Source organism: Actinoplanes lobatus (assembly GCF_014205215.1).
Classification (GTDB): domain Bacteria; phylum Actinomycetota; class Actinomycetes; order Mycobacteriales; family Micromonosporaceae; genus Actinoplanes; species Actinoplanes lobatus.
Genome location: NZ_JACHNC010000001.1, coordinates 4369142 through 4386751 on the forward strand (window position 1 = coordinate 4369142; position 17610 = coordinate 4386751).

At 68.9% G+C, this 17610-nt stretch carries 19 protein-coding genes; 9 read left to right on the forward strand and 10 right to left on the reverse strand.

Annotation, left to right across the window (positions count from 1 at the left end; genetic code table 11):
- Positions 1 to 41 precede the first annotated feature (41 nt).
- Complete coding sequence (locus tag BJ964_RS20255; protein WP_188122123.1) at positions 42 to 788, forward strand: LamG domain-containing protein; 747 nt, start codon at positions 42 to 44, stop codon at positions 786 to 788.
- Positions 789 to 909: 121 nt separating this feature from the next.
- Positions 910 to 2331 carry an MFS transporter gene (locus BJ964_RS20260; RefSeq protein ID WP_188122124.1) on the forward strand — a complete coding sequence of 474 codons (1422 nt, stop codon included), beginning with the start codon at positions 910 to 912 and terminating at the stop codon, positions 2329 to 2331.
- Here BJ964_RS20260 and BJ964_RS20265 read toward each other — a convergent pair whose 3' ends face one another.
- Positions 2332 to 2937 (reverse strand): TetR/AcrR family transcriptional regulator, encoded by a 606-nt coding sequence (locus BJ964_RS20265; RefSeq protein WP_229807373.1) that lies wholly within the window; start codon positions 2935 to 2937, stop codon positions 2332 to 2334. It abuts the gene before it with no gap.
- Positions 2938 to 3067: 130 nt separating this feature from the next.
- Here BJ964_RS20265 and BJ964_RS20270 point away from each other — a divergent pair, with 130 nt between their 5' ends.
- A complete protein-coding gene (locus tag BJ964_RS20270; protein ID WP_188122125.1) occupies positions 3068 to 4054 on the forward strand; it encodes a lysylphosphatidylglycerol synthase transmembrane domain-containing protein in 987 nt (328 codons plus the stop codon).
- Between the two features lie 4 nt (positions 4055 to 4058).
- Positions 4059 to 4538 carry a DinB family protein gene (locus BJ964_RS20275; RefSeq protein ID WP_188122126.1) on the forward strand — a complete coding sequence of 160 codons (480 nt, stop codon included), beginning with the start codon at positions 4059 to 4061 and terminating at the stop codon, positions 4536 to 4538.
- A 6-nt stretch (positions 4539 to 4544) separates the two neighbouring features.
- Here BJ964_RS20275 and BJ964_RS20280 read toward each other — a convergent pair whose 3' ends face one another.
- From BJ964_RS20280 to BJ964_RS20305, 6 genes are all read right to left on the reverse strand, one after another.
- Complete coding sequence (locus tag BJ964_RS20280) at positions 4545 to 5081, reverse strand: DUF5565 family protein (protein WP_188122127.1); 537 nt, start codon at positions 5079 to 5081, stop codon at positions 4545 to 4547.
- Between the two features lie 93 nt (positions 5082 to 5174).
- Positions 5175 to 6602, reverse strand: a complete 1428-nt coding sequence (locus tag BJ964_RS20285) for an FG-GAP repeat domain-containing protein (protein ID WP_188122128.1) — start codon at positions 6600 to 6602, stop codon at positions 5175 to 5177.
- 84 nt (positions 6603 to 6686) lie between these two features.
- Complete coding sequence (locus BJ964_RS20290) at positions 6687 to 8180, reverse strand: FG-GAP repeat domain-containing protein (protein WP_188122129.1); 1494 nt, start codon at positions 8178 to 8180, stop codon at positions 6687 to 6689.
- Positions 8181 to 8211: 31 nt separating this feature from the next.
- Positions 8212 to 8472 (reverse strand): hypothetical protein, encoded by a 261-nt coding sequence (locus tag BJ964_RS20295; RefSeq protein WP_188122130.1) that lies wholly within the window; start codon positions 8470 to 8472, stop codon positions 8212 to 8214.
- A complete protein-coding gene (locus BJ964_RS20300) occupies positions 8472 to 8645 on the reverse strand; it encodes a hypothetical protein (RefSeq protein ID WP_188122131.1) in 174 nt (57 codons plus the stop codon). Before BJ964_RS20300 ends, BJ964_RS20295 begins: the two co-directional genes overlap by 1 nt.
- A gap of 164 nt (positions 8646 to 8809) precedes the next feature.
- A complete protein-coding gene (locus tag BJ964_RS20305) occupies positions 8810 to 10021 on the reverse strand; it encodes an ISAs1 family transposase (RefSeq protein ID WP_239163896.1) in 1212 nt (403 codons plus the stop codon).
- Between the two features lie 196 nt (positions 10022 to 10217).
- On the opposite strand from BJ964_RS20305, the gene BJ964_RS20310 reads away from it, so the two are divergent.
- Both BJ964_RS20310 and BJ964_RS20315 read left to right on the forward strand, forming a co-directional pair.
- On the forward strand, positions 10218 to 11186 hold the full coding sequence (locus BJ964_RS20310) for a helix-turn-helix domain-containing protein (RefSeq protein ID WP_188122132.1): 969 nt from the start codon (positions 10218 to 10220) through the stop codon (positions 11184 to 11186).
- Positions 11187 to 11433: 247 nt separating this feature from the next.
- Positions 11434 to 12627 carry an MFS transporter gene (locus BJ964_RS20315; RefSeq protein WP_203832845.1) on the forward strand — a complete coding sequence of 398 codons (1194 nt, stop codon included), beginning with the start codon at positions 11434 to 11436 and terminating at the stop codon, positions 12625 to 12627.
- 879 nt (positions 12628 to 13506) lie between these two features.
- Here BJ964_RS20315 and BJ964_RS20320 read toward each other — a convergent pair.
- Genes BJ964_RS20320 through BJ964_RS20330 form a run of 3 tightly spaced genes read right to left on the reverse strand, consistent with a single transcriptional unit; the run spans position 13507 to position 15784 of the window.
- On the reverse strand, positions 13507 to 14262 hold the full coding sequence (locus BJ964_RS20320) for a hypothetical protein (RefSeq protein WP_188122134.1): 756 nt from the start codon (positions 14260 to 14262) through the stop codon (positions 13507 to 13509).
- 18 nt (positions 14263 to 14280) lie between these two features.
- The gene (locus tag BJ964_RS20325; protein WP_188122135.1) at positions 14281 to 15264 is read right to left on the reverse strand and encodes a hypothetical protein; all 984 of its coding nucleotides are present in this window, start codon (positions 15262 to 15264) and stop codon (positions 14281 to 14283) included.
- A gap of 25 nt (positions 15265 to 15289) precedes the next feature.
- A complete protein-coding gene (locus BJ964_RS20330; protein ID WP_188122136.1) occupies positions 15290 to 15784 on the reverse strand; it encodes a SigE family RNA polymerase sigma factor in 495 nt (164 codons plus the stop codon).
- A gap of 109 nt (positions 15785 to 15893) precedes the next feature.
- Between BJ964_RS20330 and BJ964_RS20335 the strand changes: the two genes are divergently transcribed.
- The 3 genes from BJ964_RS20335 to BJ964_RS20345 all read left to right on the forward strand — a co-directional run bounded on the left by BJ964_RS20335 (position 15894) and on the right by BJ964_RS20345 (position 17572).
- Entirely contained in the window at positions 15894 to 16172 is a 279-nt protein-coding gene (locus BJ964_RS20335; protein ID WP_229807443.1) for a hypothetical protein, read from the forward strand.
- Positions 16173 to 16268: 96 nt separating this feature from the next.
- Positions 16269 to 16907 carry a PepSY domain-containing protein gene (locus BJ964_RS20340; RefSeq protein ID WP_188122138.1) on the forward strand — a complete coding sequence of 213 codons (639 nt, stop codon included), beginning with the start codon at positions 16269 to 16271 and terminating at the stop codon, positions 16905 to 16907.
- A 416-nt stretch (positions 16908 to 17323) separates the two neighbouring features.
- Positions 17324 to 17572, forward strand: a complete 249-nt coding sequence (locus tag BJ964_RS20345) for a hypothetical protein (RefSeq protein WP_188122139.1) — start codon at positions 17324 to 17326, stop codon at positions 17570 to 17572.
- The last annotated feature ends 38 nt before the right edge of the window (positions 17573 to 17610 follow it).

Sequence of the window (17610 nt, forward strand, 5' to 3'; positions counted from 1 at the left end):
GACGGTATGTGCCCTCACCGCTGACCCGCCGCCGAGCCGCGGTGATCGCCCTGCTGGCGCTGCTGCCGGTCGCCGTCCTCGCCGCCGTGGTCTTCTTCCGCCCGACCGGACCCGCGCCGGCCGTCTGGGTCACCCCCACGTCGCCGCCGGCGCCACCACCGCTGACGCTGGCCCACTACGACTTCGACGGTCCGCGACCGTGGGACGACACCTCCCGGTTCGGCCACCATCTGACCCCGTTCGGCGGCAACCGGGCCCGCCCCCGCCGCGTCCCGCACGACGCCGGCCGGGCGGTGCAGTTCCCGCGGCCGTGCGAGCGGGAGCCGTGCCCACGGCTCATCCTGCGCGTGCTCAGCCGCCCGGAACTCAACCCGGGTGACGCGCCGTTCAGCTACGGCGCCACCGTCCGGCTGGCCGCGCGGCACACCACCGACGGGCAGAACGTGCTCCAGAAGGGCTACTCGGCCGAGGGCAGCCAGTACAAACTCCAGATCGACGGTCGGCCCGGGCAGCCGAGCTGCGTCATGCGCGGCGAGGACTCCCGCGTCATCCACGTGGCCGTCGCGCCGATCGGGGTGGCCGACGGGACCTGGCACCGGCTCGAGTGCCGGCGGACCCGTACCGATCTGATCCTGTTCGTGGACGGCTCGCCGCACGCCGCCGTCCGCATCCCCGCGAGGCTGCGCATCGACAACGCCATGTCCCTCAACGTCGGCGGCAAGAGCGCACACGCCGACAACGACCAGTTCCACGGCGCCGTCGACGACATTTTCCTTTCAAAACCGTAGATTTCGTACGCCTCCGTGAGCCTCGAGAAGCACGTGTGATGTAAACGTCCGTTGACCTACCTTCCGGTGGACCCTAACTTGGATAAGTCAGCGAATGTTTACTTCTTCCTCCGGGGATCTGATGACGCAAACCATCGCCGAGCCGTCCAAGTCCGGCACCGCTCCGGGGAGGCACGCGAACACCACGCTCGTGGTGCTCTTCCTGTCTCTGGGCGGGCTCGCCTTCGCCGTGCTCCAGTCGCTGGTCGCGCCGGCGCTGCCGGTGATCGCCCGGGAGTTCCAGGTGGACACCGGGGAGATCAGCTGGATCCTGACCGCGTACCTGCTCTCCGCCTCGGTCCTGACCCCGATCCTGGGCCGCCTGGGTGACATGGTCGGCAAGCGCAAGGTCCTGCTCGTGGTCCTGGTGCTGCTCGCCGCCGGCACCCTGCTCGCCGCCCTCGCGCCCAACCTGGCCGTGCTCATCCTGGCCCGGACGTTGCAGGGCGCGGCCGGCGCGATCATGCCGCTCTCCATCGGCATCGTCCGGGACGTGCTGCCGCCGGAGAAGGTCAGCGTGACCGTCGGCGGCCTCTCCGCGATCTTCGGTATCGGCGCGGGCGTCGGCATCGTCGCGGCCGGCCCGATCGTCGACCACCTGTCCTGGCACTGGCTGTTCTGGTTCCCCCTGGTCATCGTCATGATCGCGCTGGTCGGCGCGATCTTCGGCGTGCCCGAGTCGACCAGCCGCACCCCGGGCAAACTCGACCTGGTCGGCGCGGGCATCCTGTCCGTCTCCCTGGTCTCGATTCTGCTGGCCATCAGCGACGGCGACGACTGGGGCTGGACCTCCGCCAAGACGCTCGGCCTGCTCGGCTTCGGCCTGGTCACGCTCGTGGTGTTCGTCCTGGTCGAGCTGCGCATGGCGGAGCCGCTGATCAACATGCGGCTGCTCACCAAGCGGGGCGTGTGGACCGCCGACCTGGTGGCGCTGATCCTGGGCTTCGCGATGTTCGGCAGCTTCCTGCTGATCCCGATCCTGCTCCAGCTGCCCACCGCCCTCGGCTACGGCTTCGGCAAGACCGTCTCGGAGGCCGGCTTCTACCTGCTGCCGACCACCCTCATGATGCTGGTCTTCGGCCCGCTCGCCGGCTTCCTGGACCGTAGGTACGGCCCGAAGATCCCGCTGGTGACCGGCGCCGTCGCGGTGGTCGCCGCCTTCGCGCTGCCGGCCGTCGGGCACGGCGAGATCTGGCAGATCCTGGCGTCCGGCTGCCTCACCGGCATGGGCATCGGGCTGTCCTTCGCGTCGATGTCGAACGCCATCATCGCGGCCGTCCCGGCGGCCAACACCGGCGAGGCGACCAGCGTCAACGCGATCGCCCGGTCGGTCGGCAGCAGCATCGGCACGGCCGTGATCGCCGCGGTGATCGCCTCCGAGACCGGGCCGCGGGGCATCCCGTCGGACGCCGCCTTCACCAAGGGCTTCTGGATCTGCGCGGGGGTCGCGGTGCTGGCCGTCCTGGCGTCCCTGCTCGTGCCGTCGTCCCGGCGCCGCGCCTGATCAGTTCTTCTTGAGGAGGGCCTCGACCAGGTCGCGCAGCGGCGGGACGAGGTCCTCCTCGGTGGCCTGGGCCAACGGTCCCAGGCCGGTCTTGGTACGCAGGAGCGCGATCCCGGCGGCGGCGGCCAGCACCACCTGTGCGCGCAACAGCAGGTCGTCGCCTTCGGGGGAGCCGGGTGACCAGCCGGCCACCGCGGCCAGCCGCTCGCTGTAGGACTGGAGCAGCCCGAGCCGGATCCGGTCGGCCCCCTCGTCGCCGGACGAGCGCAGCAGCAGCACGAGGTGGTAGGGCAGGCCGTCCGCGCACGGGCCGGCGATCTGCCGGGCGATCGCCTCCGGCGTACGGCTGAGGGGGGTCTCGCCGGTGTTGCGCCGCAGCTCGTCGACGCTGCTGGTGAGGCAGGCCTCGAAGAGGCCCTCCTTGGACCGGAAGTAGCGGCTGATCAGCGCTACGTTGACGCCCGCGTCGTCGGCGATGTCGCGGACGGTGGTGGCCGCGTAGCCATCCCGGGTGAACCGCTGGATCGCCGCGTCGAGCAGAAGGCGCCGGGTCTTCGCGGCGTCCCGGCGCCGTGGCGGCGGCGTCGCGGTCTCCCCTGTGGTCAAAGCCGTCCTTCCGGTCAGTTCCGCCAGCTTAGCCACCCTGTGCCTGTGACGTAAACGGCTGTTGACCCCTATGCCGTACGCCGGTACGGTTTTGAAGTCAACAACTGTTTACTAGAGGCCGGATTCAGGAATGACCACCCTCGTCGAGGAGCCGACCAAACGGCGCGCCGGCTGGATAGTCGTCGCCGTGGTCGCCGCGATCCTCGGTGCCGAACTGGTCCTCGGCTGGCAATCGCTGCTCGGCGCGCTCGCCCACCTGCGCGCCCCGCACCTCGGCTGGCTGGCCGCCGCACTGCTCGCCGAGACCGCCGCCATGCAGGCCTACGCCCGGATGCAGCGCCGCCTGCTGCGCTCCGCCGGCGTCCGGGTGCCGTTGCGGCGGCACGTGGCGCTCGCCTACGCCGCCCACTCGCTCAGCGTGAGCCTGCCCGGCGGCCCGGCCTTCTCCACCGCCCTCAACTACCGGCAGATGCGCCGTTTCGGGGCCTCACCGGCGATCGCCTCCTGGTGCATCGCCCTCTCCGGCATCCTCTCCGCGGCCGCCCTCGCCGCGATCACCCTGTTCAGCACGGCCACCGCCGGCGACACCGCCGACTGGCACACGCTGGCCGCCCTGGCCGTGGCCGTCGTCCTGGCCACCCTCGGGGTGCGCCGGCTGGCCCGCCACCCGGGCCGCCTCGCCGCGCTGCTCACCGTGGTGAACCGGCTGCGCCAGCGGCCCGCCGACCACGGCCGGGACCGCGTCCAGGACTTCCTCGAACAGCTGCGGGTCGCCCGGCTCACCCCCGGCCACGGCGCCGCGGCGATCACCTTCGCCCTGCTCAACTGGCTGCTCGACGCGCTCTGCCTGTGGCTGTGCTGCGTCGCGGTCGGCGGCGGCACGATCAGCACCGGACAGCTGCTGCTGGCGTTCTGCGCCGGGATGGCCGCCGGCAGCCTGCCGATCGTGCCCGGCGGGCTCGGCATCATCGACGGCGCTCTCATCCTCGGCCTGATCGCCGGCGGCATGACCACCGAGATCGCCATCGCCGCGGTGGTCCTCTACCGGCTCATCACGCTGGGCTTCATCATCGGCCTGGGCTGGCTCTCGTACCTGGCGATCCGCCGGATAACGTGAGCGTATGTCTTCGATGGACGACGTGATCGACAGGCCGCTGCGCGAGCAGTGGGAGTTCTTCCTCGACGAGCACCGGGCGGCGCTGTACGAATGCCTCGACGGCCTCACCGAGGAGCAGGCCCGGCGGAGCCTGGTGCCGTCCCGGACCACGCTGCTCGGGCTGGTCAAGCACGCCACGTTCGTCGAGAAGGTGTGGTTCGACGAGGCGATCACCGGGCGGTCCCGGGACGAGATCGGGATCCCGGCGACACCCGACGAGTCGTTCGTCCTGACCGGCGAGGACACCGTCGACAGCGTGCGGGCCGCCTACCGGGAGACCTGCGAGGCCTCCCGGAAGGCGACCGCGGGGCTCGGGCTGGACGACGTGGTGACCGGCAACCGGCGCGGGCCGCTGCCGTTGCGCTGGGTCTACCTGCACGTGCTGCGGGAGTTCGCGCAGCACTGCGGGCACGCCGACATCCTGCGCGAACAGATCCTCGCCTAGCTTCGCCTACGCGAAATCGCGGTACTTGATCTTGGCTCGGCGGCCGTCCGGGTGATGCCAGACGATGCCCTCGAACTTCGGGTGCGCCAGCAGCCAGGTGCGCAGCCCGTCCAGGTCGCGGGGCACGTCCAGCCGGTCCGCCTTCGCGTGCGCCACGAGCGCGTGTCCGCGTACCCCCTCGGGGTTGCCGTTGATCTTCTCGCCGATCAGCTCGTAGGTGCCCGGATCGCCGCGGAACGACGCGGCGGCCTCGGCGTGATATCTCGCGTAGGCCGACTGGGCGATCGGCTCCCAGCCCACCGTCTTGCCGGTGACCTCGTCGGTCATCACCGGCCGGTAACCCGGCGGGCGGGTCCGGCTCGGGCGGACCTCGCGGCGCGCCCACCACGTGCCGTCGGCGTCGAGCAGCACGCAGGTGCCGTCGTATTTCCGGGTGGCGATCCCCTCGCCGTCGAGAACCCACTGGCAGACGGGGTTGGCCTCGGGTAGCACGCGCTTACGGTCCTGCGGGTCACGCTGGAACAGCGTGGGGATCTTCTGCATGGCGCCATGGTCGCATCGGGCTCAACCCGTTATCGGCGCTGCCGTCACCCGCTCGGTGTGAGCGGGTGACGGCAGCGGTTTGCGCGGGGTGGGTCAGACGATCAGGTCGAAACCGCCCCAGCCGGCCCAGATCTCCTTCTGCGCACCGAATTCGAAGCTGCCGTTGCCGTCGCCCTTGTACAGCCAGATGGCCTTCGTCGTGGAGTTGCGGGCGATCAGGTCGGGGTCGCCGTCGCCGTCGAAGTCGCCGGGGGTGATGATCATGTCGTAGCCGCCCCAGCCGGCCCAGAGTTCCTTCTGCTCGCCGAATTCGAAGCTGCCGTTACCGTCGCCCTTGTACAGCCAGATGGCCTTGGTGGTGGCGTTGCGGGCGATCAGGTCCGGGTCGCCGTCGCCGTCGAAGTCGCCGGGGGCGATGATCATGTCGTAGCCGCCCCAGCCGGCCCAGAGTTCCTTCTGCTCGCCGAACTCGAAGCTGCCCTTGCCGTCGCCCTTGTACAGCCAGATGGCCTTCGTCGTGGAGTTGCGGGCGATCAGGTCCGGGTCGCCGTCGCCGTCGAAGTCACCGGGAGCGATGATCATGTCGTAGCCGCCCCAGCCGGCCCAGATCTCTTTCTGCTCGCCGAATTCGAAGCTGCCGTTACCGTCGCCCTTGTACAGCCACAGCGCCTTCGTGGTGGAGTTGCGGGCGATCAGGTCCGGGTCGCCGTCGCCGTCGAAGTCACCGGGAGCGACCACGATGTCGTAGCCACCCCAGCCGACCCAAACCTCTTTCTGCTCGCCGAACTCGAAGCTGCCGTTACCGGCCCCCTTGTACAGCCACAGCGCCTTGGTGCTGGCGTTGCGGGTGAACAGATCCGCATCCCCGTCCCCGTCGAAGTCATGGTTGCCGGGGGCGGCGCTCCCGTTCCACAGGGCATCGACGATGATCTGGGCGTCGCCGGCCTGGGGCTGATACTTGGACCCGTACTGGGACTGCTGTACCTCCTGGCACACCGCCCCGATCTGCGCGGTCTTCCAGGAGTCGTCGGGGTACTCCCGCAGCATCTTGTCGAGGAAGGCGTTGGTCGCCCAGACCGGGTCGAGTCGCTGCGCCTCGCTGCCCCAGGGATCCTGCTGCTGGAACAGCCCCAGGCTGGTGTGGTCGAGCTTGACATTGAGGTTCACCAGGTGGGTTTCCACGATGACCGTGGTGATCGCGATGACGGCGGCCCGCTCGCTCAAACCGCGGGCCTTGACCGCCTCGACGACCATCCGGGCGCAAGAGGTCCGGTACGCGTTCATCGCCCCGCGCATGTCGACCTGTAGTTGGCTGTTCAGCTTGGTGGCCAGCGCCGCGTCAGCGGCGGTCGTACCCTGCGGGTCGCAGGCGGCGCTGTCGGAGGCCGCGGCGGCTTCCGCGCTGAGGGGCTGTGCCGTGTCGGCTGGATCGGCGAGCGCCGGAGTGCCGGCGAGCATGACCGTCGCGCCCACCGCTGCTGCCAGGCTGTGGCGCAGGCCGGTGGAGAGGATGTTCCACATCAGATTCCTCGCTGGGTGTTGAGGGATGGGCTTCGGGGGGTGCCGTCACCCGCTCGGTGTGAGCGGGTGACGGCTGTCGGTGGGTCAGACGATCAGGTCGAAGACGCCCCAGCCGGCCCAGAGTTCCTTCTGCTCGCCGAATTCGAAGCTGCCGTTGCCGTCGCCCTTGTAGAGCCAGATGGCCTTGGTGGTGGAGTTGCGGGCGATGAGGTCCGGGTCGCCGTCGCCGTCGAAGTCGCCGGGGGCGATGATCATGTCGTAGCCGCCCCAGCCGGCCCAGAGTTCCTTCTGCTCGCCGAATTCGAAGCTGCCCTTGCCGTCGCCCTTGTACAGCCAGATGGCCTTGGTGGTGGCGTTGCGGGCGATCAGGTCCGGGTCGCCGTCGCCGTCGAAGTCGCCGGGGGCGATGATCATGTCGTAGCCGCCCCAGCCGGCCCAGAGTTCCTTCTGCTCGCCGAACTCGAAGCTGCCCTTGCCGTCGCCCTTGTACAGCCAGATGGCCTTCGTCGTGGAGTTGCGGGCGATCAGGTCCGGGTCGCCGTCGCCGTCGAAGTCACCGGGAGCGATGATCATGTCGTAGCCGCCCCAGCCGGCCCAGATCTCTTTCTGCTCGCCGAATTCGAAGCTGCCGTTACCGTCGCCCTTGTACAGCCACAGCGCCTTCGTGGTGGAGTTGCGGGCGATCAGGTCCGGGTCGCCGTCGCCGTCGAAGTCACCGGGAGCGACCACGATGTCGTAGCCACCCCAGCCGACCCAAACCTCTTTCTGCTCGCCGAACTCGAAGCTGCCGTTACCGGCCCCCTTGTACAGCCACAGCGCCTTGGTGCTGGCGTTGCGGGTGAACAGATCCGCATCCCCGTCCCCGTCGAAATCGTGCGACGAAGCAGGGCGGGCCGCCGTCCACCAGGTGGTCTCCTTGCGTGCGCCGGCCCAGCTGAAGCTGAAATGGATGTGGTCGGTGTGCGCGCTTTCGCCGCTGTACGGCTGCCAGCCCGCCGAAGCCTCGCTCGCGTGCCAGATCTGGCGGTTCCAGATCAGGTACATGATGCCGAGGCGCCGGGCGTTCGCGTGCTTGTTGCCGTACCGGTCCGTGGCCAGCAGCCAGTTCAGGATGGATTCGGCGACGGCCTTCTGGTCCGCGTCGTTGACGTTCAGCATGTAGTCGAGGGCCCGGCCCTCCTTGTGCTCGCTTCGCCCGCCCACATCGCAGGCACGCAGGAAATAGCCGGTGTGGTCGCCGTAGGTCTGGTCCAACAGCGCCTCCAGCGCGAGCGGCCCCGGCCGCACGCCTTCGGGGCAGGTGGTCTGCCCATCGGAGGCGGCATAGTCATCGATGCTCGGGCCGAAGATGGGAGTCACCGGCTTCCGCGGGTCCGCGGCCGCAGCCGATTGCAGAACCGAAGGACCGGTGGTCACACCGTCTTTCAGGACAGCCTCGGCGAAATCGGTCTCGCCCTCGATGACGGACGGCGCGGGCGGGTCGGCGGCGAACGCGGCGGTGGCGGCGAACGGGCTGATCACGGAGCAGACGGTGGCCAGCAGCGCCGCCCGGTAGGCCTTGTTCATGAGAGTGTTCATGGCAACCTTCCTCAAAGTTTTCGAAGCGGTTTCAGAGCAGGCGCCATTGCGTCAACAACGGCGTGCTGAGAATGGTGGTGTTGATGAGCCGGCGAATGGCGTCGTCGGATTCGTATTGATTCATCGCGACGGTGAAAGCGGCGATCCGGAGGCATTCGTGTCCCCGGCCGACCCGGATGTGCTCCACCGGGTCATGCGTTGAACGGTGCTGCCACAACCGGCTGCGCAACCATTCCGGGGTGATGTCCACCCGGCCCTGCAATGGCGCGATGCGGGCTATGGACAGGAGCATCAGGGAGCCGTGGATCCCCACCCGAACCCGGCCACCGTGTCCGTGACCAGGCCGAACCCGGAGTCACCGGCGAGCGTGCCGGTGAGAGCCGCCGTGACGGCCAGCGCCACGCCGGCGAGGACGGTCACCCGGCGAACCGGAACAGTGGCCAGAAAAGCTCGGATGGAAAGCATGAGTCGGTCCCCGTTCTGAAGCGATTGTTTGTCTCCCGGTCGTGTCCGTTTCCCCCGGGGCTCCATAAGCATTTCTCGCCGGGAAGCCGAAGTCACTACCTCCGGCCCGGCGTGAACACGCCTGGCGTATTGACGCCGAACGAAGATCCCCTAGGGTGTCAGGGTCATTGCGTTCTCGGATAGCTGCTGGTCACTGCGGTGATCAGGTCGTTTGACCGGCGGTTGGCTTGACGGGTGGCGCGGGCGATGTTGGTGGCGCCGGTGGTGCGGTGCCAGCCGATCGCAGTGTTACGTAGGGTCGCGATGACGGCGGGTCCGGTTCCGGTCCGGGCTTGGTGTTGGTCTTCACGGAACGTCACGTCGCGGACGTGATGGAGGCGGTTCTCGATGTGCCAGTGCCGGCGGATCCAGGTTTGCAGGTCGCGGGGCAGGGCTTGGCCTGCGGGTAGGGACACGGTCAGGTAGGCGGTTTCTCGGCTGGTCCTGCCTGCGATGATGCGGGTCCGGGTGATCCGGACGGCCTGCTGGGCGTGGGGGAAGGTGATGCCGCCGGGCGTGGCGACGGTGACGGCTTTGACGGTGCGGGTCTCGCGGCGGCCGTGTCCGCGGTCGCGGGTCCGGTCACCGACCGGGATCTGTGCCCAGGGAAGCCGTTTGAGCTGCTTGAACAGGGTCGGCTGGTTACCTTTCACCTGGACGAGCAGGTGTGCCTGGCGGATGGTGACCTCGTCGGCGTGCCTGGTTTGGGTGTGCAGGGCGTCGGCGATGAACAGGACTCCGGCGAGGGTTCCGAGGACCGTTTCGACGGCGTCGAGCAGCGGTGCGAACGACGTGATCTCGTTGCTTTTCGTGTCCACGGTGACCTGGGCGAGCACAATCCCGGTGGCGGTGTCCAGGGCGGACATCAGGTGGACCTGACGGCCGTCGCCGAGGCGGGCGCCGCGCAGGGTCTTGCCGTCGATCGCGATCACCCGGCGGTACCGGCGTGGTGGTGGGCCCGGCGGGTCGGTTCGGGTGTGCAGCCAGCCTGCGAGAACGGCGGCAAGCAGGGTCGGGTCGAGACGGATCAGTAGTCGCCACATCGTTGTCGAAGCGGGAACGGCATTGCCGAAGCCGAGCCGGTTGCGGGCGTGTTCGTCGAGGTCATGGAGCCAGTCGGTGATCGCCGCGAATGATGATGCGCCGGCTATGACCGCGCAGACCGCGACTGCCAGTACCGCGGCCAGCGGGTAGCGGATTCCTCGTGGGTCACGTGGATCCGGAACCTTTGCGAGCGCGTGCAGCAACCCGTTGTGTTCACCGTCGGTGATCAGTGCGGGTGCGCCGATGGCGTGGGGTGTCGTGACGGTCAGTGCGGTGATGAGAGATGATGCCATCGGCGGGTGAGGTCCTCGGAGCTTCGTGCGGCGTAGAGAACTTCATGATCACCGATGTGATCTCACCCGCCACCTTCGCCTCCACAGAGGCCACTCATCTCATGAAACCCCAGTTCAGACGTCCTCCTTCGGACTACGCAATCGCCCTGCCTAGGGTGTAGGCACGCGGCGACGGGGGTCGCGGGAAGGATGTTCCATGCTCACTGAACTGGGTCTGTCCACCTGGGACGAGACGGTGTATCGAGCAATGCTCCAGAGTCCCAGGGCCGGTGTGGCGCAGTTGGCCGCACAGCTCGAGGTCGACGAGCCGGCGGTCCGCGGCGCTCTGGACCGGCTCCTCGATCTCGCGTTGCTCCGCAGTTCCGACGACGGCCTGTGCGCGGTGAGGCCGATGGCGGGACTCATGTCGCTGCTGGACCGGGCCGAACGCGAGGTGACCCTTCGGCAGCGCCGGCTCGAAGTGGCGCGGCTGTCCATCGCCACCTTCGCCACCGAGTTCTCCCACCAGGCCGGCACCGACCTGATCACCCGGCTGGAAGGCATCGACGCGGTCCGGGACCGGCTCGTGGAACTGGCGCAGGAGGCGAAACACGACTGCCTCAGCTTCAACAGCGGTGGCGCGCAGGCGCCGGACATCATCGACGCGGAGAAGCCGCTCAACCAGCAGGCCCTGGAACGCGGGGTGCAGATCCGCGAGATCTACCAGGAGAGCTTCCGCAACGACCCCGGCACGCTGGCGCACGCCGAATGGATGGCGCGGCTCGGCGGACACTCCCGGACCGTGCCGACACTGCCGATGCGCCTGGTCATCGTCGACCAGCGGACCGCCCTCGTGCCGATCGACCCCGACGACCCGCGAGCCGGGGCGCTGGAGATCAGCACACCGGGCGTCGTGGCCGGGCTGATCGCCCTCTTCGAACACATCTGGGCTTCGGGCCGCCCGTTCGGCGAGGCGGCCGCCCGGGACCAGCTCGGCCTGACCACCCAGGAGCGTGGCCTGATCGAACTGCTCGCCGAAGGCCACACCGACGAGTCGGCCGGTCGCAAGCTGGCGATATCCACCCGCAGCGTGCAGCGGACCATGATGGTGCTTACCCAGCGGCTCGGCGTCAGCAGCCGGTTCCAGGCCGGGGTGGAGGCGACCCGGAAGGGTTGGGTGCGCTGAGAGGCCGCTTTCAGAGGCGCCTTTCGAGGCCGCCTGTTGTCACTGTGCTCAGTTCCACCTGGGAGGCGGGGGTGAGTTCCGGCCCGGACTGTAGGCGGTACCCAAGTCCACGGTGCACTGACCGAAAACGATCAGCAGACTGAGCGCCGACAGCGCGAGGGCGAGATTGTTTCGCCAAATTCTCATGGTGGTAAATATTGGGAAGTGTCGCGCTTGGTGGTGTCCCGGCGCGGGCTACCGTTCCCGGGTGACCGAGACCGCCGCCGCCCAGGGCCAGACGCTGCGCCAGCTCGGACCGACCGTCTACCTGCCGTCGGCGGTCTACTCCACCGGCATCGGGGCAGTCGCGCCGGTGATCGTGCTGACCGCCACCGGCCTCGGCGCGTCCCCCGCGGTCGCCGCGATCGTCGCCGGGCTGCTCGGCCTGGGCCAGATCAGCGGCTCCCTGCCGGCCGGCGTGCTGATCTCCCGGGTGGGGGAGCGGCGCACCATGCTCGCCGCCGCCGGGCTCGCCATCCCCGCCCTGATCTGCTGCATGCTCGCCCCGAACGTGCTGCTCCTAGGAGCGGCGGTCGCGCTCCTGGGAGTGTGCGGTTCGGCGTGGGCGCTGTCCCGCCACGCCTACCTCACCGAGGCGGTCCGCCCCGAACTGCGCGCCCGCGCCATGTCCACCCTCGGCGGCGTCGGCCGGATCGGCACGTTCACCGGCCCGTTCCTCGGCGCCGCCGCCATGCACCTGGCCGGGCTCGACGGGGCGTACCTCGTCGCCGTCACCGGAGTCGGCCTGGCCACCGTCGTACTGATCGTGTCCCCGCCGGTCCCGCACGACCGCGCCGTACCGGCCGGAACCGAACGCCCCGGCCTGTGGACGGTCATCCGCGACAACCGGCACACCCTGCGCACCCTCGGCGTCGGCGTACTGCTGGTCGGCGCGCTGCGCGCCTCCCGCCAGACCATCGTCCCGCTGTGGGGCGTATCCCTCGGCCTCGACCCGGCCACCATCGGCCTGATCTACGGCGTCTCCGGCGGCGTCGACATGCTGCTGTTCTATCCGGCCGGCAAACTCATGGACCGCTACGGCCGGCGGTGGGCCGCGGTCCCCGCGATGACCCTGCTCGGTGTGGCACACGCCCTGCTGCCGCTGGCCACGGGCGCGTTCGGCCTCACCGCGGCGGCGCTGCTCATGGGCCTCGGCAACGGCCTGAGCGCGGGCCTGGTCATGACCCTCGGCGCGGACGCGTCCCCCGCGGCCGGGCGCGCCGAGTTCCTCGGCGCTTGGCGTCTCTGCTCCGACATCGGCCAGGGCGGCGGCCCCCTCCTGATCGGCGCGGTCACCGCGGTCGCCTCCCTAACAGCCGCCGCGATCACGGTGGGCGGCGCGGGCCTGCTCGCCGCGGTCCTGCTCCACCGATGGATAAAACCCCATCCCCAGTACGCGTAAAGCACACCGCCCACCCCACCGTGCCCGACCCCTCGCCCGCCTACCGCATCCCTCGCTCGCCCCACCGTGCCCGACCCCTCGCCCGCCTACCGCATCCCTCACCCGCCCGCAAAATCCCCGGCCTCTCTCACTCCACTCAATCCGTCACCCGTGGTCCTCGGGTTGTGCCCGTCCTCGCGTGTGCCCGCCCTCCTGCCCTCGCGTCTCGGGGCTTTCCCCATTGATCTTGGACGTTTGTTCACCGCGTTTGGTGGGTGAGCGTCCAAGGTCGTCGCAGTTGGGGAAGTGTGAGTCGTTGCAGGGCGGACCCGCATGTCTCGTCCTGATCTTGGACGTTCGGCCGCCGCCCTGGGTGGAGAGGCGTCCAAGGTTGTCGTGGTTGGGGAAGTGTGAGCTGGTGCGGGGATGGATCGCGCGCGCCTCGTCCTGATCTTGGACGTTCGGCCACCGCCCTGGGTGGAGAGGCGTCCAAGGTTGTCGCTTTTGGAGAAGTGTGAGCCGTTGCAGGGATGGGCCGCACGCCTCGTCGCGATCTTGGCGTTCCCCACTCTGATCTTGGGCGTTCCCCGCCGCCTGATCTTGGGTTTTACCCGCCGCCTGATCTTGGGTGTTTGTGCACCGTCTGGCCCTGGGCGTTTGTGCACCGTCTGGCCCTGGGTGTTTGTGCACTGTCTGATCTTGGGGATTTGTCCACCGTTGTCGGTGGGGGAGCGTCCAAGGTCGTCGTGGTTGGGGAGTGTGAGCTGTTGTGGGGGCGACGGATCGCGCGCCTTGGCGCGATCTTGGGTGTTTGGCCACCGCGCTTGGTAGGGGAGCGTCCAAGATCGCCATGGCTTGTGGAAGTGGAGGGTGGGTGAGTGGGGTCTGGAGGGGGTGTTGTTAGACGTCTATCAGCAACAGGCCGTCGCCTATCAGGCCTACGTCGGGGTCGCCCTCGTAGGGGGCGACCTGCAAGGTTCGCTCGCCGTCGACCCGGAAGAGCTGGCCGATCTCGAAATCGTGGCCCTCGGCCAGCATTCGGGCCAGGTGGTTGAGGATCATGGCGGTCTGCTCGATCCGCGCCGGCGGGACTCCGGCGATCAGGTCCGGGCGACCAAATTTGATCATGCCTCGGGTGTGCACCGGATGCCCGAAGCCGGGACGGCTGTCGGTCTCCGCGACCAGCCCGACATCCCGCTGGATGACGAACGGCCGGTGCGCGTCCAACCCGGCGACCTCGTCACCCGGGTGCCAGCTGTGCGTGTACACGTCCAGCACCGCGAACGCCCCCGCCTCGGCCAGCAGCCCGGCCACCGCCCAGCCGAGCTGTAGATGGGTCAGGTCGGACGGGTCGTCGACGATCAGCCGGATCGAGTAGCACCACGTCGCGGCGTCCAGACGCTCCGGGTCGGGCAGTTCCCGGGCCGCCACCTGCCGCAGCGGCCCCGAACGCCACCCGTCGAACCACTCCGGGTCGTCGGAATACCGGTGCTGACGCAGGTCCAGCGCGGCCAGCGGCGCCGACGGCGGGGCGCCGACCTTGAGGTCGAGTCCGCTCAGCACGTCCCGTTCGGCGAAGGCGACGAACATCGTCGACGCCGGGCGGCCGGTGGGGCGGAATGCCGGGCGCGGCCACGGTTCGATCAGAGTGCTCACCTGATCATCCTGCCAGCGTCAGCCCCGGTAGGTGATCCCCGCGGCAAACCTCAGGATGCGTTCCCGGCCCAGCGGAATCGTCCGTTGATCCCACTCGATCCGCAGGGTGCGACCGCCATCCAGGTCGATGTCGAAGATCCCGGCGTCGACATTCAGACACGCCTGCTTGCCGCCGATGATCAGTCGCTCCCCATGTGGCCTGGGCTCGAACTCCTCCTCCAGGACGTAGACGCACAAGCCCTCGGGCTGCTGCTGCTTGCCGGACATCTCCTGCGGAACCTGGCAGACCATGGTCGGGCTCACGTACTGCGGAGCCATGCCGGCAATGTGCTCGGCGAACGTGAACGTGGGTAGCGCCGGCGGAACCACGCCGGGCTCGCTGCCCAGTTCCCGGGCGAACCGGAGGACCTCCTCCTCGCTGTACGGTCCGAGGCTCGTCACCTGGACCCACTTGTCCTCGCCTGTCTTCCAGCGCACGCCCACATATCGGTAACCGGGAGCCGCGCCGTCGTAGTCGTCGGCGGTGTGCACGATCGCGGGACGGTCGCCGATCGTCGTGGAGCTCTCGGCGGTCGCCTCCACCTCCCACTCCGGTTCCAGCGGACCGAACTCGGCGGCCAGCATCTGAGTGTCCTTCTCGTAACGCAGGACCTGGTTGGGGCCCATCATCTCCAGTGTGGTCGGGCCCACCCCCTCCGGAACGTAGCCTGGTCGTAGGTCGAAGACAGGCATCGGCTCCCATGGTCCGAGACCCGACATGTCCGGCAGCGAGGGGCCCGGTGCGGCCGGAACACCCGACGACGAACCGTCCCCGTTCCGGATCACGAGTGGCACGGCAAGTACCGCTGCGGCCGTCACCACGGCCACTCCGGTCGCCAGCCACCGACGGCGGCGCTGATCACGTCGTACCCCTTGAATGGTCTCGGTCAGTAGATCGGCCGGCGGCATCGTCTCCGAGGCCCGGTCCCGAAGGGTGATCCGAAGGTCGTCCTCGAAGCTCATGCCGGCACCTCCGTGCTGTTCTCAGTCATGGGTTCGATTCCTCTTTCGTGGCCTGCGCCAGGCCGGCCCGCAACCGGGCCAGAGCACGAGCGGCATGGACCCGCACCGTGCTGGGCGAACAGCGCAGCACCTCAGCGATCTGCCGGTCGTCGAGATCCTCGTAGTACCGCAGCACCATGACCGCCCGCTGCGCCCGGGTGAGAGCGCCGAGCCGGGACCAGATCTCGTCGCGCAGCGCCTGCCCCTCGGCGAAGTCACCGTCGACGGGCGCGTCCGGCACGACGCCCGGGCGCTCCCCGCTGGACCGGCGGCGCAGCCACGAGACGTGCGATCTGACGATGGCGGTCCGCACGTACCGATCGGGTTGGTCTGTTTCGATCTTTGGCCATCGTCGAAACGCCTTGACCAGCACCTCTTGCACCAGATCCTCGCCGAGGTGCCGATCGCCGCAGATCAGATAGGCGAACCGTCTCAGCGAGTCACCCCGATCCCGCACGAACTCCTCGAACCCGCTCCGCACTGGCACTCCCCGCCGTCGATCGCTCCGTCAATTTCTAGGACGCGCCGGCGAGCCGGATCCGCTTACCCCTCAGCCGGTGACACCGCTTTCTACAGTGGCAAGGATGCGGATGAGCTTCGATGTAGGTGCCGAGGAGCGCCACACCGTGGTGTTCTCGTTCAACAAGTTCTGGGGTGGCCTGTCCATCACGGTGGACGGTCACGAGGTCGTCAACACCGTACGGATAGCCTCGTTGAAGCTGGTCAAAAGGTACAACCTTGTGGTCGGGGCTCGGGAACAGCACTTCGTGACGATCGAGCACCATCGGAAGCTGCTCTTCGCCGGCCTGCGGGATCAGCCGGTCCATGCGTACGTCGATGGGGTGCTCGTTGCGGAGGGTGTCGCCTGATTTCCCGTCCTTATCCCGGCCTTAACGTTCACACAGCGTGCCCATAGTGATCTTCGCGGGATGGTTCACCCGTTCCGATCGACAGGAGGGGAAGCCGTGAAGAAGAAGATCACCGTGGCGATGTTCGCCGCTGGATCGCTGGTCGTGCTGGGTTTCGGGGGCGCCGCGCTGGCGGAGGGCTCGGATGACGGTCGGCCGCGGGCGGTCGCCTCGCCATCGGCTACGGCGAGTGAGTCGGTCGACCCGAGTGAGTCGCCCAGCCCCAGCGGAACCGTGAACTCCACCGTGCCGGCCGGCGTCGGCGTGACCGCCGGTGAGGCGCGGGCCATCGCGCTCCGTGCCGTCCCGGGCGGTGTCATCGAATCGGTCGAGCGGGAGACGGAGCACGGCCGGATCGTCTGGGACATCGACGTGGTCGTCGGCGGCGTCGAGCATGACATCGACGTGGATGCCGCCACTGGCGAGATCACCCGCCACCGAACCGACGACGACCGGGACGGGAAGAGCCGTACCGACGACGGTGGGCGTGTACGGAGCGACGACAGTGGCCGTGATGACCGGGCTGACGACAGCGGCCGATCCCGGAGTGACGACAGTGGCCGCGACGACCGGGCTGACGACAGCGGCCGATCCCGGAGTGACGACAGTGGCCGTGATGGCCGCAACGACGACAAGGGCCGTGACGACGCTGGCGACGATCACGGTGGTGACCGTAACGGCAGCGACGACGACTGATCGGGCGTCGCTCGCGGCCGCGCCTCACGCCCGCGGCTGATTGCGCTCGCCTCCGCCGCCCTCGCACGCGGATCTTGGACGCTTGACCACCGAATGCGGTCGTCGATCGTCCAAGATCGCGGCGGGGGCGGTTTTGCGTGTTGCTTGTGCTTGGCTGCGCACCTTCTTCGCTGTCCGCAACGCCCGGATCCTTGGATGACTGGCCAATGGTTCTGGTGGTCGTCGCCTTGATCGCGTGGGGTTGGCGTTGCGTTGTGCCTGATCTTGCGCGTCCGCTTCTTGGGGCGCGATCTTGGGCGGTTGACCACCGCCTCGGGTGGTCGATCGTCCAAGATTGCGGCGAGGTGGTCCTGCGGCCTTTCGGTTATTGATGGCCCAAGCCCTTGGCCTGCGGATCTTGGACGCTTGGCCACCGAATGCGGTTGTTAATCGTCCAAGATCGTCGGCGTCGGCGAGGCGAGGGCGACGGCCAGGGCGAGGGCGACGGCGAGGGTGACGGCGACGGCGACGGCGACGGCGACGGCCAGGGTGAGGGTGAGGGTGAGGGTGACGGCGAGGGTGACGGCGACGGCCAGGGTGAGGGTGACGGCGACGGCGACGGCCAGGGTGAGGATGACGGCGACGGCGAGGGCGACGGCGGGGGCGAGGGCGAGGGCCGACGGTGAGGGCGAGGGCGACGGCCTGGGCGAGAGGTGCGGTGACT